The following is a 22,033-nucleotide window of genomic DNA, read 5'->3' as shown; positions in this document are numbered from 1 at the left end:
AGACTATACGAGCTGCCGGGGATTTCGTAATTGGCCAGAAACAGCCACTCAATAGGGAGCAAATCGGCATGCACTTAGCGCACGCCACTAGACGTAAGTCGAACGCACGGGCTACTTCACTCCTTCCAAACCTCAGCCGCTAGCGGTAATTCGTTCAACTCAGCGCGAGCCTCACGCCAGGTCGGGTAGTGCTCGTAAAGAATTGAGATAAAGCGCTCATTGTGGGTAGGCTCAAGCAGGTGAACCATCTCATGGACGATAACGTAACCACAAGAAACAGAATCATCATCGCGGTCATCAAATCAGCGAAAGAGATCCAGAACGGCTTCTCTCCCTCGTCCTTTGAACGGGCAGCCGAAGGCATTTGCTTACCAAACATCGACTAGCCTCCGTTACACCGAGTGTCTTAATGCGACCTGGCCCCAATCACGGGGCCAGTTACCACTCTCTCCAACCACGGCCAATCTTTGTACGGGTCGCCATTTCCCCGCAGATGCGTATAGCGTCGCATCGAGTTCCAATCTCGGTGGCCCGACACGCTGGCTACTTTCGGAATATCCCACCCCATTTCAAACAGCCGACTCACGCCATCATGGCGCAGGTCGTGAAAATGCAAGTCTTCGATTTCGAGGAAATGACAGGCCCGGGTAAAGGACGCGGATATGGATCTGGCATTATATGGAAACACCTCGTCGGCGATCTTCGGCATGGACTTCAATATCTTCCACGCCTCGTCCGGAACATGGCACCAAACATCGTTGCCATATTTCTGCCCAGGATTCTTCATGTCGGTGATCAGCACCGACTGGCGAGCCTCGTCCATGGCGTCCCAACGAATCCGGGTGATCTCTTCCTGTCGACGCGTGGAAAACAGTGCGAAAGCAGTCACCCTGACCATGTCGATCTCTTGCTTACGACGTGCCCGCATATCGACAAAGTAGGTCAGGATGCTGTCGAGCTCTTCCGGCGTGGGCCTGCGGCCGCGCTCCTTGCTCTTGGATACGGCGCCCATCTTGCGCAACACGCGGCGTGCGTCCGGCATGGCCAAGGGATCGATTTCATACCCCCAAGCGGGCCGAGCAATAGATAGCACCGCGCCAAAGTGTGCTAGATCGTTGCCAACGGTCTGCGGTTGAATGCCGTCGCTCTGCATCCGGTCGTTGGCGTACTCAACCAGCTTCTGGCTGGTGATGTCCTTATCTTCGAGCTTGCCCAGCCAGGTTTCGCTGATAGCCTTGAGGGTGGCGCGCTTGGTCTTGCCCAGAGGCCGGAGTTTTTCATACTCATCGAGGTAACGCTGGATCATTTCCTTGACCGTGACGCCCCTACGGTTGGCCTTGGCAATCGCACCAGGTTCGGCCATCTCCGTCTCGCGCCGCTTGATCCAGGCCTGAGCCGTGGTCTTACGGTCGAACGTCTGGCTTTCCTGATAAACTGTCACACCCTTTTGCATGATGCGGATCTGCGCGGTGTACGTTGCAGAGCCATCCTTGCGCTTGCGAACGGTGATTGATCCCATGAATTTTGCTACACGATAGGTTTGAGTTGCTACATTGTAGCAACGACCTTTCTAAAACAAGCAAAAACAGTGGCAAACAGCAGCAAATGAGAAGTAGCTAAATGCAGACGAAACCCGCAGAAAACCTAGCCTCCCCAACAGATACGGTATCCAGGAGGTTTTCTGTTGCGCCCATGATGGACTGGACCGACCGCCACTGCCGCTTCTTCCTGCGCCTGCTGTCGAAAAACGCCCTGCTCTACACCGAAATGGTCACCACCGGTGCCCTGCTCAATGGCGATCACGAGCGTTTCCTGCGGCACAACGAAGCCGAGCACCCGCTGGCCCTGCAACTCGGCGGCAGTGTGCCGCTGGACCTGGCCGCGTGTGCGCGCATGGCGCAGGAGCATGGTTACGATGAGGTGAACCTGAATGTCGGCTGCCCGAGTGATCGGGTGCAGAACAATATGATCGGCGCGTGCCTGATGGGGCATCCGCAACTGGTGGCCGATTGTGTGAAGGCGATGCGGGATGCGGTGTCGATTCCGGTGACGGTCAAGCACCGTATCGGGATCAACGGCCGGGACAGTTACGAGCAGCTGTGTGATTTCGTTGGTACGGTGCGGGATGCCGGGTGCACCAGTTTTACCGTGCACGCGCGGATTGCGATTCTGGAGGGGTTGTCGCCGAAGGAGAACCGTGACATCCCGCCCCTGCGTTATGACGTGGCGGCGCGGTTGAAGGCGGATTTTCCCGAGCTGGAGATTATCCTGAACGGCGGGATCAAGACGCTGGAGGCCTGCCACGAGCATTTGCAGACGTTCGACGGTGTGATGTTGGGCCGCGAGGCGTATCACAACCCTTATGTGATGGCCGAGGTGGACCAGCAGCTGTTCGGCAGCACGGCGCCGGTGATCACCCGTGCCGAAGCACTGGCGCAGTTGCGGCCGTATATCGCTGCACACATCGACGCCGGCGGTTCGATGCACCACATCACTCGCCATGTGCTGGGGCTGGGGACCGGGTTCCCGGGGGCGCGCAAGTTTCGGCAGTTGTTGTCGGTGGATATCCACAAGGCCAAGGAGCCCCTGGCCCTGCTGGATCAAGCTGCCGGGTTGCTTGAAGGGCGTTAATGCCCGGTTGTTCTCGCCATTTCAGCCAGGCGGTTTGATCCGCCTGGCTCGCCTGTCAGCTGGCGGCCGCTGCCGTCCAGTTCACCCAACCGAATGCCCAGGTTGCCAGGATCAACAGTCCGAAAACGATCCGGTACCACGCGAAGGCGGCATAGCTGTGGTTCGCAATGAACTTGAGCAGACCGCGTACGGCGATCATGGCGAAGAAGAACGCTGTGACGAAGCCCAGGGCGAAAACCGGCAGGTCGCCGGCCTGGAACAACTCCCGGTACTTGTAGCCTGAATACACTGCCGCACCGACCATGGTGGGCATTGCCAGGAAGAACGAGTACTCGGTGGCGGCCTTGCGCGACAGGCCAAACAGCAAGCCGCCGATAATGGTCGATCCGGAGCGGGAAGTGCCCGGGATCATCGCCAGGCATTGCGCGAAGCCTACCTTCAGCGCATCCGACCAACGCATGTCGTCGACATGGTCGACGTGCACCACGTGGTCTCTCTGCTCCGCCCACAACATGACAATGCCGCCCACGACCAAGGCGACTGCCACGGTGATCGGGTTGAACAGGTAGTGATGAATCTGGTCGGCGAACAGGACACCCAGAACCACGGCCGGAAGAAAACCGATCAGCAAGTTCAGAGTGAATCGTTGTGCATTGCGTTGGGTCGGCAGTCCTTTGACGATCTCTGTAATCTTGCGGCGAAACTCCCAGACAACGGCAAGGATTGCGCCCAGCTGAATAATGATATTGAACGCCATGGCGCGTTCACCGCCAAATTCCAACAAGTCCGCAACAATAATCTGGTGGCCCGTACTGGAGATCGGCAAAAACTCAGTCAGGCCCTCTACCGCGCCCAGGATCAACACTTTGAAAAGGGTCCAGAAATCCATCAATCCTCCATCAGACCGTTCTTTGGGAACGATCCGTCAACTGCACTCAGATATTGAGTAGCTCAAGCAAAACATTCGACACATCCACACCCATTATCTGATGTAGCGAGGGAGAATATGTCTTATTAAAAGGCACACTCAAGCCATGTTAATAATCGTCCGAGTACGAACACCCTGGAAATATATTTAGGTATTTAGTGGAAAAAAGTCTCGCCACTCAATAAAGTGTGATCGCTCTCACACTATTTGTGTTTCTTAGTGGATTCAGCACCTTGGCATGAATGGTGGCACGTAGTGGGCCAAACAGTGGCAAAAGGACATAAAAAATTAATCGCCATCGTTTCAAAATAGTGGCACAATTCCATATTGCCACCATCTAACGACGATATTCCACTAGTTCAGTTCGCCGAGAAAATCAACTAAAAGCTTGAAAAGCTTAAGTATTGTTAAAAAACTCGGGAGCCACGTCTAAAATTCGCGTAAATGTTACCAATTGTCAGTCACAGATGAGAACCGGTGCTTTAACATCCCGATGTCAGCACCTATTCGAGTCAATGCATGATGCTTACAGGGAACTTAGCGACTAGAAGCCAGCGCCAGACAAACGATGAACCCGGAGTTCTCACTCTGGGTCGTACCCGTGGCGTGGCTGAACATTTTAGAGCGCTAGTCGCAAGGCATGTGCGGACCGATATGGCACTAGAGGCCAATTCCTACACTAGTTCATTCAAGAAGAATGAACGCTCTGGTTCGTATCGTGCCATCTTCATCATCATCGACAGCCCCCAGGCGCTCGAGGAAAGCCTCGCGCTAGTGGAAAACCTGCGCAACGGCAACTTGAAGCCCATCATTTGCGCGGTCATCACGGGCCGAGGCACCTACAACAAGATCAAGTACTATCTTGCGGGGGCCGACTACTGCATCAAGTTCAATACCCTTTCCGATGAAAGCTCTGAGTTGCTCGCCGAGTTCTTCAGCAGTGAAGAATGGCAAAGAGATATCAATTTGATATTGGACCCTACCCGTATTTGCCTACTGGGCACCAGCAAGAAGCTGGACATCTCCTTTGCGGAAATGAAGATCCTGGAAGCCTTTGCACAAACCAGTAACCACATACTAAGTCACGATGAAATTGCCAACATCATGGGGCTCAACAGCAACTTTTATGACCCCAGGGCGCTGGAAAAATCGATCAGTCGCCTTCGTGGAAAAATCAAGGACACCTATGGCACAAACGCTATCCAGAGCATCCGCGGGCATGGGTACCGGTTGATGAGGGGACTGATTTCAACTCTCTGACACACCGAAAAGATGGCGCTTTAACATCAACTTTATCAACAATACAAAGACCTCGGCTTCAGCGTTTCTTGTATTTCATACCAAAGGCACTTATCGATTCCATGACCGTGGCAACATCTAACCATAACAATAAAAGTTTATTCTATAGCAGCAGATCGAGTGGAACCCATCGAGGGCCAAATTTGGGCCCAGACCCTGCCTTTCGACTACTTCCCAGGGAGTCATTGCTCCCCTGCCGATCATCTTTTAGCCAAATTTGGTGTGTACTTCAGGAGAGAGACATGGAAACTAGTACAACCCTCCCAAGGAAATACTTTGTCGTCGTGACCCACAGCACAACGTCGCAGCGCGAACTTGAGACCATCCTGTCCAGTGAGCGCTTCAACTCGTTTGGCACCTCCCAGGCACAAATGTTTATTGAAGGCGTTGCTTCACCCTCTTCCGCACCTGTGCTGATGGAGTTCAGCTACCCAAGCGTTTCAAGGAAAAACGTAGCGCGCAGTATCGAACATGATACACAGCGACTACTGGCGACCCTGGAATCCGAATGGCTGGCAGCGCAATCGACGAATCCATTCCACAGCATGCCGGCAACGACCGGGGCAGCCAACGATATTGCGCAAACCATTGAGGGCGACACTCCTTACAGCGAAGCCTGGCAACTCGACAAGGATCAAAGCGCCTTGGTAAAAGAGGGCGTCGAGATCAGCCTGACCGGATTGGAAGCCGCGCTGGTAAAGAAAATGCTGCACCATGAAGAGCGTGTCGTCAGTCGAGACGAACTGATCCTCAGCATCGGCAGGGAGCCGGAACAATATCGTGGCCTGGAAATGTGCCTGAGTCGGCTGCAAGACAAATTCAAAATGGCCAGTAACGGTGAACGACTGTTTCGCGCAGTAAGAAATCGTGGCTATTGCCTGATCCAGGAAGTCGTGGCGTAAACACCTCCACCCTTAGCGAATAAAACAAACAGAAACAGTGCGACTACAATAATAAAAAAGCACTCTGTTTGGTTTCAACCTCCGCGCTAGTCAGACCGCCCTCATCCCCTCCCCTCCTACAATACCAAAGACCACTCTAATTATTCACCCTCTTCCATTCGACCTTTTCTAACGATCGGGGTTTCTAAAATTCTGATAGTTGGCACTTTGCCACCCTGTTAGAACTCGTCAGACAGCATCTCCACCAATAACTTAGTCTATTGACTGACGACAGTTCGGCATATCGACGTTGTTACCTCAGGACACTCGCTATAACAACAATAACAAGTCTGTTTAACAACTCGGATTTCAACTGTCGAAACCTGAATGGACGTCTTTTGGGGATATTGTATGGATCTTACTCTTAGTATCAATCGAAACACCGGCCTCAAGGGACTTACCTTTTGGGGGCAATGGGCGCTGGCACAGGGCTTTGTAGTTTCCCTGTTGTTCATACTTGCCGAGCGGCACACTGGAACGGTCGAGTTCTATTACCGGATGTGCGCAACGCTCGCCGTACTGGCCTCGGTTCCGGCTTATACGTTCAGCGGTGTGTACCGCAAAAGAGACAATTATCTGTCAGGGCTGGGACGCCTGTTCATGGGCTGGTCCATGACGATGGCCGCGCTGGCGTGCATCGCGTTTATCTGCAAGGCCGATGAACTGTTTTCCCGACAAGTCATCCTGGGTTGGGCGGTGTACGGTTTCCTCGGCCAGGCGTTGCTGTATGCGCCGCTGCATGCGTTCTCGAAGTTCTACCAGCGGTCACGCAAAAGCGAGCATAAAACCCTGATCGTCGGCACCGGTGAACTGGCGCTGGGATTGGCGAACAAGCTGAGCGACCTCGAAAACCTGCCGTTGGTGGGCCTGGTCAGCAACGGCGCCCCTCCCTCACTGGAGCCGGGCGCACCCAGCATCGTCGGCGCCCAGGAAGACCTGCTGGAACTGATCAAGACCCATGACATCCGTCGTTTGTACATCACCCTGCCCCTGTCGGAAGCGGCAAAAATCGAAGCCATGTACGTCGATTTGCTGGATGCCAACGTTGACGTGGTCTGGGTGCCGGACTTGAACAGCCTGACGCTGCTCAATCACTCGGTGAAAGTCGTGGACGGCCTGCCGGCGATCTACTTGAACGAAAGTCCGCTGACCAGCCGGCCCACCGCCGCGCTGAGTAAAAGCCTGGTGGAGAAAAGCGTGGCCCTGTTGGCCATTATCCTGCTGAGCCCGGTGTTGCTGGTCATCGCCCTGGCCGTGAAGCTCAACTCCCCTGGCCCGGTATTCTTCAAGCAGGACCGCCATGGCTGGAACGGCAAAGTGATTCAGGTCTGGAAGTTCCGCTCCATGCGTGTGCACGATGACCATGAGGTCAAACAGGCCAGCCGCAACGACTCGCGTATCACCGCCGTCGGACGCTTCATCCGTCGCACTTCGCTGGACGAATTGCCGCAACTGTTCAACGTGCTGCAAGGGCAAATGGCGCTGGTCGGCCCGCGCCCTCACGCCGTCGCGCACAACAACTACTACTCCGGGAAGATTCTCGCCTACATGGCGCGCCATCGAATCAAACCGGGCATCACCGGCCTGGCGCAGATCAACGGTTGTCGCGGCGAGACCGACACCATCGACAAGATGCAGAAGCGTGTCGAGATCGACCTCAAGTACATCAACAACTGGTCGTTGTGGCTGGACCTGAAGATTCTGGTGAAAACGCCGTTCACCTTGTTGTCGAAGGACATCTACTGAAGGTTTAGGGCTGCACAAGGCAACACCGCAAGGGGACGCAAGTCCCCTTTTTTGTGGCTGTGATTTTGGACTGCCCGGATTTATGGATCACCAAAAGACCAGTGTAGGAGCAAGCCTGCTCGCGATAGCGGGGTATCAGTCAACATCAATGCTGGATGTACTGACGCCATCGCGAGCAAGCTCGCTCCCACAGGGGATTGGGGGTTGTCTGGGTCTTCGGGTCGCCAAATAACCACTGTGGGAGCGTGGCTTGCCCGCGAAAGCGTCGGGTCAGTCAACATCAATGCTGAATGTACTGACACCATCGCGAGCAAGCTCGCTCCCACAGGGGATTGGGGGCTGTCTGGGTCTTCGGCTCGCCAAATGACCACTGTGGGAGCGTGGCTTGCCCGCGAAAGCGTCGGGTCAGTCAACATCAATGCTGGATGTACTGACGCCTTCGCGAGCAAGCCCGCTCCCACAGGGGATTGGGGGCTGTCTGGGTCTTCGGGTCGCCAAATGACCACTGTAGGAGCGTGGCTTGCCCGCGATGGCGGGGCATCAGTCAACATCAATGCTGAATGTGCTGACGCCTTCGCGAGCAAGCCCGCTCCCACAAGGGATTGGGGGTTGTCTGGGTCTTCGGCTCGCCAAATGACCACTGTGGGAGCGTGGCTTGCCCGCGATGGCGGCGGGTCAGTCAACATCCATGCTGAGTGTGCCGACGCCTTCGCGAGCAAGCCCGCTCCCACAGGGGATTGGGGGCTGTCTGGGTCTTCGGCTCGCCAAATGACCACTGTGGGAGCGTGGCTTGCCCGCGATGGCGGCGGGTCAGTCAACATCCATGCTGAGTGTGCCGACGCCTTCGCGAGCCTGCTCGCTCCTACAGGTTACTCAGTGATCTTCTCGAAGTTGCGGTAGAACATGTCGTCGTCGCGGCTATCAGTCATGGAGTGCAACTGGTAGCTGCGATTGAGCCGTGCACCGCCGTCCCGGGTCAGTGGCGACCAGACGAGGTTGGCACGGCGCATGGTCGACATGCTCATCAGTTCGTCGAATGGAATGGACAGGTAGATGCCTTTGTCGAAACTACCTTCGCCATATTCAGCACCGGTTGCGGTGGTGATGGTTGCCCAGGCACCAAAGCGTACGCCGTTGGAAAACTCTCGCGAGATATCCAGCGTGCCGCCCCAGTCGCCAGCCAGGTAACGCCCGACGCTGACGGCTGCCAGCGTATCGTAGGGCAAGTCGGTGTAGCCGGTGATGTGGCCGGTCAACACCGAGTAATCACGCAAGCCAAAACCCTGGTCGAACTCGCGCTGGCGCACGTAGTTCAGGTCCGCGCCCACCGACCAGCGCTCGCCGGTCGGACGGAACAGCACCTCGCCCCCGACGCCGGCAAACATCGACTCCAGGTAGCCACCGTACACCATGCCATACAGGTCTTTGTCCAACTGCTCGGCATGGCTGACCTGGAACAACGGCATGGTGACATCCGACGTGGTCATGTACTGGCGCAAGTCCGTGCGCACGCGGGGCAAGCCGCTGGGTGCGTCATAGGTGAACTTGTCGAAGTTGTTGATCAGGTTGGCACTGAGCAAACCACTCCACCAGGTGTTGCGGTTGAAGCGGTACTCGGCGTCCGCGTCGGCGCTGAACTGATAGAGCAAGCCATCGGGGCCGCCGACATTCTGCTTGAAGCCCAGCCCGACGCCATAAGCGAATGGCTGCATCGCTTCGGTGTAGAGGGTTTTCTCGTTGTGCGGCATCGCCGGATTGATTTCGGTGGTGCGATGCAGGGCTTGCAACGGCTCTTCGTTGTTGATCACTTCGCGGAAGGTTTGCCGAGGCACGCTGGTTTCTTCAAGCGCCAGGTCGTAGCGCTTGTTCACCACGGTGAACCAGTCGATATCGTCGTTGACGCTGTTGTCCAGGATCCGGCTCGCGCGGCCGACGGCCTTGGCCGAATGGAAGTAACGCTGCTGCTCGCCATACACGATCAACTCGGAATCGCGCTGGCTGATACGCTCGACCTTGTACCCGGCATTTTGCTGCAGGCGCCGGGACACATCGGCCCAGTTGACCTGATCCATCCCGGTGCTCGGCGCCTTCGCTGGCAAGGGTTCAGCCGGCGGATCGAACGTCTTCGCCGGCGCCTTGCGGCTGGCGAAGTTGGTGTGAAAGGTGACGCCGAACATAGCCGTATTACCGCGTTCCCAGGCTGCGCTGAGGTCGATCGAGTCAGTTACTTTGAACACCGCGCCGAGGTTGATCGGCGAGTCCTGCTTGATCTGGTTGTCCTTCGGCTCGTGCTTGTAATCGTTGCCTTCGTATTCGAGTTTAAGACTGAGCCGATCCCAGGGTGTCTGGTAGCTCACGCCGCCGAAAAAGGATGGGCTGCCGCGAAAATAGGCCCCGGCGTTGACATCACCGGTGCCCTCGCTGTCGGGTCGGGTCTTGAAGCGATCACTGACGTAGCCCAGCGGGTTTTCGAAGTCGCCGCGGTTGCCCAGGTAACCCCAGGCAATGCCGGCGCTGAAATCAAAATTGTCGTAGCGCTTGTTGGCCACCACGAATTCACTGGAGAACAGGCCTGTACCACCGATGTCCCGGAAGCCCAAGGCCACTTCGGGCGCCCAATGGGTTTCTTCCCACAGGCGGGCCTTGAGGTCGACCGCCTTGTCCTTATAGCTCTGGTTGCCGCTCAACGATTCGGGGCCGTAAGGGCGGTTAGTGATCGCGGTGTAGCGAAACGAGCCTTCCAGCCACTCAAGTGGCTGAAGTGAAACGCTGTAACGGCTGTAGGGGTCGGTGCGGTTGGCATTCAGGCTCAACTCACCGGCCGGCGCCATGCGCGCCGTCGGCGTTTGCAACAAGCCCGCGCCACCGAAATCATTCTGGGTAATGCGTGGTTCTGCATGAGCCAGACCACACGGCAATAACAATACGGCTGCAAAACGTAAATTCAACGAACCACCTCAGCCAGCTGCGTGGCAATAAATTCGGCCAACTGCTGATTCAGTTCAGGGATAGGCGGATCAAGGTCATCGTTTTTGACCGGGACCAGAATCTTGCTGCCGGCGGCCGGTATCTGCCCGCTCTCGCGATTCCAGTGGGCAATGCCGACGCGCCGGGTGACGCCATTGGGCTGGATCAACCACAGGTAATCGGCGTCCGCATCGACCAGCGGCGTGCAACCCCGCAGGTAATCGCGGGCCTCTTGCAGCGCTTGATAGGGCAACCGACACGACTCGGCGACAGCGCCGAGCACCTCGACTTCGTCGACCCGCAACGGGTAGATGAGGCGGTCGCCGTCGTCCAGGCGAATGTTGCGGGCAAACCCGACTTCCACGGCGACCGGGTCCAGGACAGCTACCTGGCGTCCGGTGACCGGCATGCGCCTGACTTGCTCGGCCAACCGCACCGCCAGGGCAGCCCGGCTCGGCCTGTCGAAAAGCATGGCCATGCGCTGCAACACGTCCAGATCGAACAGCACCCCGGCCTTGAGGCGGGTCTGTTGCTCGACCAGGGACTGACGCAGCAGTACGGCCGCCAACCAGTAACTCTCGGCATTGGGTTGTGCCGCGCTGATCACGTCCAGCAACCGCCCGCCCGCCGGCAGCTCGACCGCCCCCGGGTTGGCAACGTCACCGGTGACGGTGACCGCTGCATGGCTGATGCCGGTGATCAACAGCAGGCACGCCGATAGAGCCCTGACCCGCTTCACCGGGCATGCCTGCGGTCTGGGGTCAGTTGCACGATCTTGACCCGCAACTGCGAGGTCAGTTGCTGCTCACTCTGCACAATGAAACCGTCAACGGGATCGACCCAGTAACGATTGGTCGCACGCAGGCCGATGGCCGGCGCGTCAATCTGCTCATCGACACGTAGCACGGCGTATTCCTTGTTGAGGATTTCCAGGGTTTCCATGGATTTGCGGGAGAAGCGACTGTTCAAGGTCACCCCGACTTCCTGGCCCTGATAGAGGTCGATCCAGCGCTGGCTGGTGTAGCCATCGGGCACTTGATGGAGGCCTTGCTTGAAGGGCGAGACGTCAGCCAGGCGCGTCCCGTCCAGATCGCCGTCCAGGCCCAGGCCGATGCTGCGCACCGCCAGGCCATCGCGCATGAGCAGAACCTGTTTGCCGGACGCGACCCAGAATTGCAGGTCGTCGCGCTCACGCACCAGCGCCAGCACGCCGGAACCGGACGGCGTGGTCAGCTTGAGCTGGGGATAGCGCACATCCGCCACCTGGGCCGCCGTCACGTCCAGCTCATCCGGCCCCGACACCGCCGACTTGAGGTTGGTCACCGAAGCGACCATCAGCGGGTTACAGCCACACAACATCAAGGCCGCTATCAAGCAGACGCCAACATTCAACGTTCTCACGATCGGACCCGGCCTTAATTGCTGTTGCTGCTGACTTCACTCATGTTTTTCGCCGCGGATGCGCCCGTACCGACAATCGCTGCCGACGGCACCAATTGGCTGACGAAGCGATTCCAGCGAGTCACGTTGGCAGGACCTACGTAGACAACGTCCTGGGGACGTACTTCAAAGTGCGTGGCCAGCGCCATGGCGGTCGGTGATTGGGCTTGCAACTGGTAGACCTTCGCCGGCTCCACATCGAGGTTTTCAACACCTCTGATCACGTACACGGCGTTACCGTTGGAGGTGGTCTGACTCAATCCGCCGACCGAGCCCAGCACATCGGACAGGTTCATGGTGGCGGTCTTGAAGCTCAGTGCTCGGGGCTGGTTGACCTCGCCCATGACGTAGATGCGCTTTTTGTCGTTGTACGGCAGATACAACTGATCGCCACCCTTTAGGTAAACGTTCTGCAACTCGGAATCCGGCTGGTTGAGCGTGTCGAGATTGAGCGTGTAGACCCGCCCGTTTCGCGTCAGCAACAGGCCGGACAAGTCGGCACTCGTCGTATCGATACCGGCGGAACCGAGAGCCTCGACCACACTCAGCGGATTGGTGGAAATCGCTTGTGGACCAGCCTTCGAAACGGCGCCCGTCACCACGACTTTCTGACTGGAAAAGCGCAACACGGCGACATCCACTTGCGGTTCGGCGATGAAGGCCGACAGCCTGGCTTCGATGTCCGATCGCAGTTGCTGGACGGTTTTGCCGGCCGCCTGGACTTCTTTGATAAACGGGTAGTAGAGCGTGCCATCGGCACGCACCAGGCGACCGTTGGCATCGATCTGCTGTTGCGCGCCGGAGGGTGCGGTCAGCTCCGGGTGATCCCAGACCGTGATGTACAGGACATCGTTACTGCCGATGCGGTACTCGGCCGGGGCCGCCAACAGTTCCGTCGGCACGGACTCACGCTTTTGCGTGGCCCTGTTCATGGCGATGAGCTTGGGCGTGATCGGAATGAGCTCGACCCGGCTGCTCTCGCTGGCGCCCTGGCGCGTGATATCACTGGTGCTCAGGTATTGGCCGGGGGAAAACATGCAACCTTGTAAAGCGATGCTTGCCAACATTAAAAGAGAAAAACTACGAGTCATAATGGCACTACGCTATTCAAGGGCGAATCTAAAAACAAAGTCACCCGATTTGCATCGGGCGACCTTGTACTGCACCAACAGATGTTTCAGTTAGTTGTGCGTGCCGGTTGTACCCGTGGTACCTGTCGTACCCGTCGTACCGCCGTTTGCACTTCCACCACTGTTGGACGCCGCTACAGCACTGGCGACCATTGCTGTACTGGCTGCAGTGGCTTGAGTCGCCGCCACGTTACCCAATACATTGGTCGCAGTTGTAAGCGGCGCTTCTACCGCGGACGCCCAGTTGCTCAACATCGTCAACAGGGCAATTGCCATCACTTTCTTCATATCAACTCCTTTCTAACATTCAACCCGATCGAAATCGGGTAGTGCGTTAGAGGTGGTAGAGTTCAAGTCCGCGAAAAATGCGGACAAGATCCGTTGTTCTTTCACAGTCTTACCCAACTGATAAAAGTCGAACGGCAGGTTTATATCTACGGACTTGCAAAAGGCATGACCAGTGTATTTTCCCGACGATATCTAACAACCTGACCGGAAATAACATTTGGCTAAAACGCCATCATCCCAGATAGCCTTTGGGATGATTCGATTGCCAGCGCCAGGTATCCGTGACCATGTCCTGCAAGTTGCGCGTGGCCTTCCAGCCCAGCTCTTTCTCCGCCTTCGAAGGGTCGGCCCAGCTCTCGGCGATATCACCCGAGCGACGCGGCATCATTCGATAGGGCACCGGTTGACCGCACGCCTGCTCGAACGCCCGCAGCACTTGCAACACGCTGTAGCCATCGCCCGTGCCGAGGTTCCAGGTATGAATGCCGGTACGCCCGGCGATGGACTGCAAGGCCTTTAGATGGCCGTCCGCCAGGTCCACGACGTGGATGTAGTCCCGCACCCCGGTACCGTCGACCGTGGGGTAATCGTTGCCGAAGATCGATAACTCCCGCAGGCTGCCAACCGCCACCTGGCTGATGTAGGGCACCAGGTTATTCGGAATGCCACTCGGGTCTTCGCCCAGATGGCCACTGTCATGCGCCCCGATCGGGTTGAAGTAACGCAACAGCGCGATGCTCCAGCGCGGCTCGGCCAAGGCCAGGTCGCGCAGCACATTCTCGACGATCAGCTTGGATTGACCGTAGGGATTGGTCGGGATGCCCGTGGGGAAATCCTCGCGGATCGGCATCTGCTCCGGCTCGCCGTATACCGTGGCCGACGAACTGAACACCAGGCGAAACACCCCGGCAGCCGCCATCGCCTGACACAGCGTGATGCTGCCGCTGACGTTGGTCTCGTAATACTCAAGGGGCTTGCGCACGCTCTCGCCCACGGCCTTGAGACCGGCAAAGTGCAGGACGGCATCGATGGCATGCTGCTGGAAAATCCGGTCCAGCAAGGCCCGATCGCACACATCACCCTGAATCATCAGCGCACTCTTGCCGCAAATGGCTTCCACCGCGTGCAATGCCGCGTCGCTGCTGTTGCAAAGATTATCCAGCACAACAACTTCATAGCCTGCCTCAAGCAGTGCGAGCGTGGTGTGCGAACCGATATATCCAGCTCCACCCGTTACCAGAATTTTCATAGCGCGGTCCATAGTGGGAAAAGTGCGAAGTTGCGTGTCAAGCCCCTCTTGTTAAAGCTGTGTGCTGAACCACACAAATAAGAGCGACAACAACCCAAAACAAAATTAGTTCAACGACTGGCAATAAATATTTTTTCAGGCCAAACTGTATTGCGAGATACTTATTAGCATTCCGACGCACGCACCACTATCAACAGATACCGACTAAAAATAACCAACAACTATCAACCCGACATCTCATAACATTGTCGTGTTATCCGCACATTGCTATTTGCCACTAGTGGCCAGACTCAGGTATTAAAGTAAGCCTTCAATAAACATTGAAACTTGCAATCACTCGTTGTTGCGCGCACCCGTTGGCTGTGTTCCATGACTGTCCAGGATACTTTTATGATTCGTAAATGTTTGTTCCCCGCTGCCGGCTATGGCACTCGTTTCTTGCCGGCGACCAAGGCCATGCCCAAGGAAATGCTGCCGATCGTCAACAAGCCGTTGATCGAGTACGCCGTCGAAGAAGCACGGGACGCCGGCCTGCAACACATGGCGATCGTCACCGGGCGGGGCAAGCGCGCGCTGGAAGACCACTTCGACATCAGCTACGAGCTGGAGCACCAGATTCGCGGCACCGAGAAAGAGAAGTTCCTGGCCGGAACCCGCGAGCTCATCGACACCTGTACCTTCTCCTACACCCGCCAGGTGGAAATGAAGGGCCTGGGCCACGCCATTCTCAGTGGCCGCCCGTTGATCGGCGACGAACCCTTCGCCGTGGTACTGGCCGATGACCTGTGCCTGAACCTGGAAGGTGATGGCGTCCTCACGCAAATGATCGAGCTCTACAAGAAATTCCGCTGCTCGATCGTGGCCATCCAGGAAGTCCCCCGCGACCAGACCCACAAGTACGGCGTGATTGCCGGCGAGCCGATCTCCGACGGGATCTACCGGGTCAACAACATGGTGGAAAAACCGGCCCCGCAGGACGCCCCGTCGAACCTGGCGATCATCGGCCGCTACATTCTGACGCCAGATATCTTCGACCTGATCGCCGACACCGAACCGGGTAAAGGCGGCGAGATCCAGATCACCGACGCGCTGATGAAACAGGCGCAGAACGGCTGCGTGCTGGCCTACAAGTTCAAGGGTTTGCGCTTCGATTGCGGCGACGCCGAGGGTTACCTGCAGGCGACCAACTTCTGCTACGAAAACCTGTACCTCAAGGGCCGCTAAGACGGCTCCAGCACCCGACGCCCACTCTTCATTCAGGCAGGCCAACCATGAACATTAAAAAGCTCTCGGCATACATTGAAATGGAGGTGGGCAACCTCGGGGTGATGTCCTCGTTATCGCGACATCAGCGGTTGCCGAGCGCCAACCAGTCCTGGCTCGGCCCCACTCTGCTGGTGGAACGGATCGGTATGTTTCCCTCTTCCGGAGACATCCGCCGGCCAATGCGCGACCCCTATCCCCTGCTCGCTCACCTGAAAAGGCTTTACCGCGGGCAGGCGCTGGAAATCGATGACCGCGATGGGCTGAAAGCGATTTTCAGCGACTGGCGATTCCGGGTGCGCATTTGCTGCAACGACCCAGCCATCATCATCAACGTGGAGACCCGGTGCGCTACGCAGCTGATGCCGCTAAAAACCGCAGAGCTACTTGCTCATCTGGAGACATTCGAAAATTGCCGCAACTCCCAGTAGGAGCTGCCGCAGGCTGCGATCTTTTGATTTTGTTTTTCAGATCAAGTCAAAAGATCGCAGCCTGCGGCAGCTCCTACATCAGGCCCGCATCGCAGCGGTCCTGCCCGCCAACAATCCAGCGATAGAAGTAATCGGCAATCACTCGCCCGCCCGTGGCCGGAACCGGATGAATCTTGTCCGGGCCGATCATGGTGGCGGCATAGCGCTTGAAGTCAGGGCCGAATGCGCACTGCAGATTGGCGTAACCAAGATGTTCCTTGCGTGCCCAGGGTTCCAGGACTTGCGCATAGGCCGACATCGGGTAGGCACTGGAACGCGTCGTGTCCTGACGCAGGATCAGGTTGATGCTCGCCGCCGGTTGAATCTCGCGGACCATCCCCACCAAACCCTGAACGTTCTTCAGGTACTGCTCGGGCTTCACGCCAAAACCCTGGTCGTTACCACCCAGCATAATCAGGTAGAGGTCGGCGGGAATCTTCGACACCACCGTCTTCCACTGCGCCTGCCAACGGCCATCGCCGTGGTAGAAGTCAGCGGACGCCGCGCCGGACGCCGCCAGTTTGGATACCCGCACGCCGCCCTGGTCGTTGCTCATCCACAGGCCGAAGAGCGTTGGCGCGCCTTTCACCACTTCCAGCCGGAACGACCAGTCTTTCGCTGCCGACATGCCTGGCAGTGGCACTTCCTGTACCCCTGAGCCTGCGAGCGTCAAGGGCTGCCAGGATTGCGACGGTGCCCAGCGGTAGCGAACCTCATTGGGTTCGCCATTGCCGAGGTAAAGCAATTTCGCTTGGGTGACAGCCGTGTTGATGGCCGGTGTCGGGCTGGCATCGATCTCCAGCCAGGCGCCAGGCCCTCCGGCAAGGGTACGACTGTCGGGGCTGGCCTGGCCAAGGGCGGACACCCGCCAGTCACCGCCGAAGTATTTTTCGCTGCTGCGGCTGTATTTGAAGTGCGTGCCGCCAAGTGCCGCGCCGTGGTTGAAACCGACATAGCCGGGGCCGGCGAAACCCGCCTCCCCGGCCAGCCGCTGCACCAGTTTGTTCAGATAGAAATCCTGCCCGGCGCTGTAGCTGTCGCCGATCACCGAGATGGACAGGACTTTCCCGCCCTTGCCTTCGCGCCACTGGCCAAACCGTTCGCGAGCGTCGCCGACTTCGACCACTGACGCCGCAACAGGCTGGACGTCATCAACTGCCAACATGCATCGCTTCCTTCACTCGGACAAACCTCAAGTCTGGGGCACCGGGGTGGCGTTTGCCGGCGGTTTTTTAGCCGCCGCGCGCTCACCCAGGAACAGCATGGAGGTGACGTTGAATCGACTGAAAACCATCGATAGAACCACCGGCCCCAGCAAGCCACACGCCAGGCCACCGAGCACCAGAAGGCTTTCGTCCTTCACGCCCAAACGACCCAGGACAAACCGGGAAGTGGCGGCAAACAACACATGGAACAGGAAGATCGCGTAGGAATACCCGCCGAGCCAGGTCAGCCACTTCGAGCGCATGTCACTGGACAGCAACGCAATGCAGGACACACAACCCACGGTCAAACCGATCAGGCTGCGGCGGTCGACGATCAACTCGCGATCCACCGCCGCCACGTACAGCAGTGTCAGCGAGATCAACACAAACACCAACGGCCCGATCACCTTGAACCGTTGCTTCAACGCATCGACGTTTTCCTGGCCAATCATCCCCGCCACGAAAAACGGTAGCAGGTAGATCGCGCCATTAATGCCAAACGCATCGAGCTTGAACGGCGGCAGCACAAACAACACCGCCGCAAAGGCAAACAGCAGATACAAGCGCGTTGCCGAACGCAGCAAACCGCGCCACTCCAGCAGGCCGACGAACATGAAAATGATGAACACCGCCTGCAGGAACCAGAAGTGGTTGACCGGCACCCAGAACGACAACAACGCGTCGATCACACCGACGTCCTTGTTCACACCCGGCCCCACCGCCTGCAACACCGAGAACGGTACGCCCACGCAAAACAGCGGCACGATCAAGCGTCGCACCTTGCCGCTGAAGAACGCGGAAAAGTCATTGCCGCGGATTTTGTAGATGGAGTAGATATAGCCGGAAATGAAGGTGAACAGCGGCATGCGCACATACACCATCGAGTCGGCGATCACCCGGAACGGCGAGCCCAGGTCTATCTTCAAGCCGCCACCCAACGGGCCGATGACGTGATAGAGCACCAGCAGCAGGCACGCCAGGCCACGCAGGGTTTCGATCTCCAGGGACTTTTTCTTGCTCGACATAAAGCACCTGCCTCAATTCAGAATTCTTGATTCAACCTGCACCGGCTTGTTCGCCCGCAACATCAATCCCAGGCCGACGAACAACACCGGCACCACCATCGAGAAGTGCCGGGCGAAGGAGCCGAAGTCCGGTTCGAACAGGCCTTGAACCAGCAAAAATGCCAGCGGAATCGCGATCAGTTCCTTGGGTTTGGTCTGGATCGGCGCACCTTTGTAATCGGTCGAGGTGATGACTTTGAACAGCAGCAACGCGGTCATGATCATCAACGCCACGAAGATCACCTGGCCCGGCCCCGACAGCAAAATCAGCTCCACCGGGAACGACAGCCGGAAGAAGATGATCATCGAGTCCAGTGCCTGCGAGACAAAGTCGCTGCCGTTGAGCCACGAGACGATCAACGACTTGGACCCCTCCTCACCCGCGGTGCGCAGTTCGTTGTTACTGGCGCGAATCGACGACACCGGAAACCCAAGCGCCACCTGGATCGCCATGGCGACCGCCAGGTAGAACAGGAACAGCATCAGGAAGAAAGTGAAGCGCGAGACATACTTCTTCATCACGCAGACGCCGACCCAGGACAGTGAAAACAGAATCCAGTAGGGGCGGATCAACACGCCGTAGATCACTGCCGAGAAGAAAAATCCGCCGCGATATTTGCGCGTCAAGGAGCTGAGCAAAATGCTCAACACCGCCACCGACACAATGATTTCCTTGGTCAGGTTCTCAAGGAAGAACGAACGAACGATGCCCCACAGACACAGCGTGCCGAAGATCGCCAGCGGCATGCGCCGGAAGACCACCACCGGGATCGCCGTGAGGAAAAAATTGCAGAACATGCCATAGGCCCAGGCATTGGTCAGATTGATCCCCGTGGGCCGCAGCAGAAACGCCGAACATTCATAGGAAGAGCGATCCGGCGAGAACGGGTTCCAGAAATTGCAGTTGTCGGCCCGCGCGTAGGACGACCACAAGGTCATGGCATCCGGGCCAGGATCGCGGGGAATCAACAGCGGCATGGCCACCGACAGAAACAACCCGGTGAACAGGATCAGGAACGAAATAGAGGAATCGAGTTTCTTGCCGCGAAACTCGATGCACGGCAGCTTCAACCCCATGCCAGAGCCCCTTTCGGCCGAGTCACACGGGTCAACACGGCAATCACGCCGAGTTGCACGATGATCGCAAAGACGTTGCCCCAGGCAGCGCCATAAATCGAATAGTGCTTGATCAGCAGGTAGCTGACCGGCACCGAAACCAACAGGCAAATCGCCGCGCTGGCCAGCGACACGCGACTGTTCTTCGAGGCAATCAAACCACCCCAGACGATGTCGCCAATGGCACGCAGGGCGAAGGAAAAAATCAGCACGCCGAGGATCGCGTTGTCCGGACGCGGCACTGTCGTGGCGACGTAATCGAGCACAACGTTGAAGAACAGATAAATCAGCACCGCCACCGCGGCGGACACCACCAGCGAGCGCATGACCCATTTGTTGACGAACAATTGCCGGACCGTGAACGGCTGTTGATCAGCCTGAAAGCGCTTGGCGAGCACCGGAATGCCGACCACCGCCACCACCGCATAGGACAGCGCCTGCAAGGTATTGGCCGCCGACCAGGCGTACACGTATTTACCGAGGCTGGCGTAGGGTTCGATGTCGATAATCAGAAAGCGCTCGGCGTACTGACTCAACGCGATCAAGCCTGTGCCGAGATAGAACGGCAACCCGGCCTTCCACACGGTTGCCGTGGCCAGCGTCCCGCTCACCCGGCCCTTGTGCACGTTCACCACAATCAAGTAACCGGCGACGATCACCAGCACGTTGGCCACAACCCACAGCCACAGCACACTGGCGATCCCGGACACCCAGCCGAGCATCATCCCGCCCACCGCCAACAGCGCCCAGAGGCCGGTCTTGATGAAAAACAGCAGCGCACCGGCCGTGGCTTTCTGCGCGGAAAACACGAAGGAGTTGATTTCGAACGACAGGTGTTCAGTGAGCAGAACCAGGGTCACGCAGAGGATCAGCACGGTCGTTGCCTCGACTGCCTGGAACAGCGAATACACCAACACCGTCACCACCGACAACAACAGCCCCACGGCCAGGTACAGCAGCAGGACCTTGTCGACGACCCGTCGCGAACTGCCACCGACGCTGATCAGCCGATTGATTTCCGAACTGAAGCCGACACTGTAGAACTTCGACGCAATCAACGAGGCGGCGACCACCACGCCGTAAAAGCCCAGCGCCTCATAACCGAGGAAATGGGTGATCGCCAGCACCAGCAAAAACTTCGCGCCCAATGCCCCGCCGCGAAGCAGTAGCCGAAATATCATCGAACGATACCTTTGATGATGTCGTCCATGGCCACGGTTTTTGCCTCGATCTCGCGGCAGGTGTCGGTCAGGCGCTTGCCGAAACCGGACAGTGCGTTCGGCGCGTAGACCGTGTCGATGATGGTATCGACATTGATGTCGCCGCCGTTGATCACCCAGTCTTCCACGCCCATGTCCTGATAGGCGCCGAAGCCTTTGCGCTCATAGCTGATGTGGTACGCCGGAACGCCGGACAGCAGCGACTCGATGGCGCCGTGCAGGCGCACGGAAATCACCAGGTCCGGCTGATATTTGGCCAGCGTGGCCTTCAACGGCAGCAGGTCTTCGGTAATGCCCAACTCGCGATAGAACGCACCGTCATCGTTGCCGCGAACGGCGCTCTGGACCGCGCAAACCACTTTGCTTTTGTTCTTCAAGCGTTGCAGCAGCAACTTCAAGTTGGCCACGTAGGCGACCTTCTTTTCCTTGCTCCACTCCGGCGGCTTGCGCAGCACCACGCACACCGTTGCCGGCGATGACGCGCAACGGGTGAACTTGGGCTGCATGAGGATCTTGCTGGCCAATGACTGGACCGCCAGATCCGGTGCGCGGTAGACATTTTCACAGGCATCGAAAATCGCCGACGACCTGTTGTCACGCACGAACACCGCATCGGCGCTGGCGTAGTGCTCGACGATCTTGCTGCTCTCGCCGTGGAACGGCCCGATGCTTTGCGGCAGGTACACCGACGGCACTTTGCTGAGGATCGCCGTTTCCAGTTGCTTGGCGTGGCCCAGTTTCAACTTGATGTGCTCAAAGGCACTTTTGGAACGCATGTAGCCGCCACCGACGCCGACGATCAAATCGGTTTTCTTCAACAGGTCAGCGAGACCTTCGTAGGACTGGTTGAGGAACACCGCCTGCTTGACCCGCCCCAACCCCTTGGCCGCCATCACCGGCGCGTCAAAACGCGGGTGCGGCAAGTAGCTGAAGGACTCTGGATCGGAGGCCACGACACTGATCGAAGTGTCGTCACCAAAGTTTCGCTGCACCAGGGCAATGGCCAGATCCACGAGCAGACCGTCACCGGAGTTGGACGCACTGTAGCCATGCAAAATCGTTACGTTCATAAGCTT

19 protein-coding genes and 2 pseudogenes are annotated in these 22,033 nt (G+C 57.6%); 6 read left to right on the top strand and 15 right to left on the bottom strand.

The genetic code is table 11. The annotated features are described in order from the left end of the window. Nucleotides 1–116 precede the first annotated feature (116 nt). The 3 genes and pseudogenes from ACM6G4_RS23510 to ACM6G4_RS23500 all read right to left on the bottom strand — a co-directional run. A pseudogene (locus ACM6G4_RS23510) lies at nt 117–266 on the bottom strand (M48 family metallopeptidase); the annotation flags it as partial. Beyond that, nucleotides 251–379 (bottom strand): annotated as a pseudogene (locus tag ACM6G4_RS23505) (flagellar motor protein MotB); the annotation flags it as partial. The pseudogenes ACM6G4_RS23505 and ACM6G4_RS23510, both read right to left, overlap by 16 nt. 27 nt (nt 380–406) lie before the next feature. Beyond that, on the bottom strand, nt 407–1,519 hold the full coding sequence (locus ACM6G4_RS23500; RefSeq protein ID WP_414914716.1) for a tyrosine-type recombinase/integrase: 1,113 nt from the start codon (nt 1,517–1,519) through the stop codon (nt 407–409). Nucleotides 1,520–1,620: 101 nt separating this feature from the next. Between ACM6G4_RS23500 and dusA the strand changes: the two genes are divergently transcribed. Continuing rightward, nucleotides 1,621–2,631, top strand: a complete 1,011-nt coding sequence (gene dusA, locus ACM6G4_RS23495; protein ID WP_414914715.1) for a tRNA dihydrouridine(20/20a) synthase DusA — start codon at nt 1,621–1,623, stop codon at nt 2,629–2,631. A gap of 55 nt (nt 2,632–2,686) precedes the next feature. Here dusA and ACM6G4_RS23490 read toward each other — a convergent pair whose 3' ends face one another. After that, complete coding sequence (locus ACM6G4_RS23490; RefSeq protein WP_223542357.1) at nt 2,687–3,520, bottom strand: undecaprenyl-diphosphate phosphatase; 834 nt, start codon at nt 3,518–3,520, stop codon at nt 2,687–2,689. Nucleotides 3,521–4,078: 558 nt separating this feature from the next. On the opposite strand from ACM6G4_RS23490, the gene ACM6G4_RS23485 reads away from it, so the two are divergent. The 3 genes from ACM6G4_RS23485 (at nt 4,079) to ACM6G4_RS23475 (ending at nt 7,545) form a co-directional block, all read left to right on the top strand. After that, complete coding sequence (locus ACM6G4_RS23485) at nt 4,079–4,819, top strand: winged helix-turn-helix domain-containing protein (protein WP_056722065.1); 741 nt, start codon at nt 4,079–4,081, stop codon at nt 4,817–4,819. A 281-nt stretch (nt 4,820–5,100) separates the two neighbouring features. Beyond that, nucleotides 5,101–5,760 carry a winged helix-turn-helix domain-containing protein gene (locus ACM6G4_RS23480; RefSeq protein WP_056722063.1) on the top strand — a complete coding sequence of 220 codons (660 nt, stop codon included), beginning with the start codon at nt 5,101–5,103 and terminating at the stop codon, nt 5,758–5,760. Nucleotides 5,761–6,150: 390 nt separating this feature from the next. Next, nucleotides 6,151–7,545, top strand: a complete 1,395-nt coding sequence (locus ACM6G4_RS23475) for an undecaprenyl-phosphate glucose phosphotransferase (protein ID WP_056722061.1) — start codon at nt 6,151–6,153, stop codon at nt 7,543–7,545. 869 nt (nt 7,546–8,414) lie between these two features. On the opposite strand, the gene ACM6G4_RS23470 is transcribed toward ACM6G4_RS23475, so the two are convergent. From ACM6G4_RS23470 to galE, 6 genes are all read right to left on the bottom strand, one after another. After that, nucleotides 8,415–10,493 carry a YjbH domain-containing protein gene (locus ACM6G4_RS23470; protein ID WP_056722059.1) on the bottom strand — a complete coding sequence of 693 codons (2,079 nt, stop codon included), beginning with the start codon at nt 10,491–10,493 and terminating at the stop codon, nt 8,415–8,417. After that, nucleotides 10,490–11,251, bottom strand: coding sequence for a capsule biosynthesis GfcC family protein (locus tag ACM6G4_RS23465; protein ID WP_414914714.1), 762 nt, complete (start codon nt 11,249–11,251; stop codon nt 10,490–10,492). The genes ACM6G4_RS23470 and ACM6G4_RS23465 overlap by 4 nt, the downstream gene beginning before the upstream one ends. Beyond that, nucleotides 11,248–11,913, bottom strand: coding sequence for a YjbF family lipoprotein (locus ACM6G4_RS23460; RefSeq protein ID WP_082562893.1), 666 nt, complete (start codon nt 11,911–11,913; stop codon nt 11,248–11,250). Before ACM6G4_RS23460 ends, ACM6G4_RS23465 begins: the two co-directional genes overlap by 4 nt. A gap of 14 nt (nt 11,914–11,927) precedes the next feature. Next, nucleotides 11,928–12,989, bottom strand: coding sequence for a polysaccharide biosynthesis/export family protein (locus ACM6G4_RS23455; protein WP_056722054.1), 1,062 nt, complete (start codon nt 12,987–12,989; stop codon nt 11,928–11,930). 144 nt (nt 12,990–13,133) lie between these two features. Beyond that, nucleotides 13,134–13,370: a hypothetical protein gene (locus tag ACM6G4_RS23450; protein WP_046038091.1), complete on the bottom strand. Its 237-nt coding sequence runs from the start codon at nt 13,368–13,370 to the stop codon at nt 13,134–13,136. 232 nt (nt 13,371–13,602) lie between these two features. Beyond that, nucleotides 13,603–14,619 carry a UDP-glucose 4-epimerase GalE gene (gene galE, locus ACM6G4_RS23445; protein ID WP_056722052.1) on the bottom strand — a complete coding sequence of 339 codons (1,017 nt, stop codon included), beginning with the start codon at nt 14,617–14,619 and terminating at the stop codon, nt 13,603–13,605. A gap of 390 nt (nt 14,620–15,009) precedes the next feature. Here galE and galU point away from each other — a divergent pair, with 390 nt between their 5' ends. Both galU and ACM6G4_RS23435 read left to right on the top strand, forming a co-directional pair. After that, complete coding sequence (galU, locus tag ACM6G4_RS23440; RefSeq protein ID WP_008053311.1) at nt 15,010–15,843, top strand: UTP--glucose-1-phosphate uridylyltransferase GalU; 834 nt, start codon at nt 15,010–15,012, stop codon at nt 15,841–15,843. Nucleotides 15,844–15,890: 47 nt separating this feature from the next. Then, on the top strand, nt 15,891–16,313 hold the full coding sequence (locus ACM6G4_RS23435) for a mannose-1-phosphate guanylyltransferase (RefSeq protein WP_414914713.1): 423 nt from the start codon (nt 15,891–15,893) through the stop codon (nt 16,311–16,313). A 73-nt stretch (nt 16,314–16,386) separates the two neighbouring features. On the opposite strand, the gene ACM6G4_RS23430 is transcribed toward ACM6G4_RS23435, so the two are convergent. From ACM6G4_RS23430 to ACM6G4_RS23410, 5 genes are read right to left on the bottom strand one after another with little or no spacing between them, the layout of a single operon-like run. Beyond that, entirely contained in the window at nt 16,387–17,517 is a 1,131-nt protein-coding gene (locus tag ACM6G4_RS23430; protein WP_414914712.1) for an SGNH/GDSL hydrolase family protein, read from the bottom strand. Nucleotides 17,518–17,544: 27 nt separating this feature from the next. Continuing rightward, nucleotides 17,545–18,582: an acyltransferase family protein gene (locus ACM6G4_RS23425; RefSeq protein WP_414914711.1), complete on the bottom strand. Its 1,038-nt coding sequence runs from the start codon at nt 18,580–18,582 to the stop codon at nt 17,545–17,547. 12 nt (nt 18,583–18,594) lie between these two features. After that, complete coding sequence (locus ACM6G4_RS23420) at nt 18,595–19,698, bottom strand: hypothetical protein (RefSeq protein WP_414914710.1); 1,104 nt, start codon at nt 19,696–19,698, stop codon at nt 18,595–18,597. Next, complete coding sequence (locus ACM6G4_RS23415; RefSeq protein WP_414914709.1) at nt 19,689–20,918, bottom strand: polysaccharide biosynthesis C-terminal domain-containing protein; 1,230 nt, start codon at nt 20,916–20,918, stop codon at nt 19,689–19,691. Before ACM6G4_RS23415 ends, ACM6G4_RS23420 begins: the two co-directional genes overlap by 10 nt. Beyond that, on the bottom strand, nt 20,915–22,027 hold the full coding sequence (locus ACM6G4_RS23410) for a polysaccharide pyruvyl transferase family protein (RefSeq protein WP_414914708.1): 1,113 nt from the start codon (nt 22,025–22,027) through the stop codon (nt 20,915–20,917). The genes ACM6G4_RS23415 and ACM6G4_RS23410 overlap by 4 nt, the downstream gene beginning before the upstream one ends. Between the last annotated feature and the right edge of the window lie 6 nt (nt 22,028–22,033).

The organism is Pseudomonas sp. IT-P258, from assembly GCF_949767825.1.
Lineage (GTDB): Bacteria > Pseudomonadota > Gammaproteobacteria > Pseudomonadales > Pseudomonadaceae > Aquipseudomonas > Aquipseudomonas monachiensis.
This window is presented reverse-complemented; position numbering and strand designations above follow the sequence as displayed.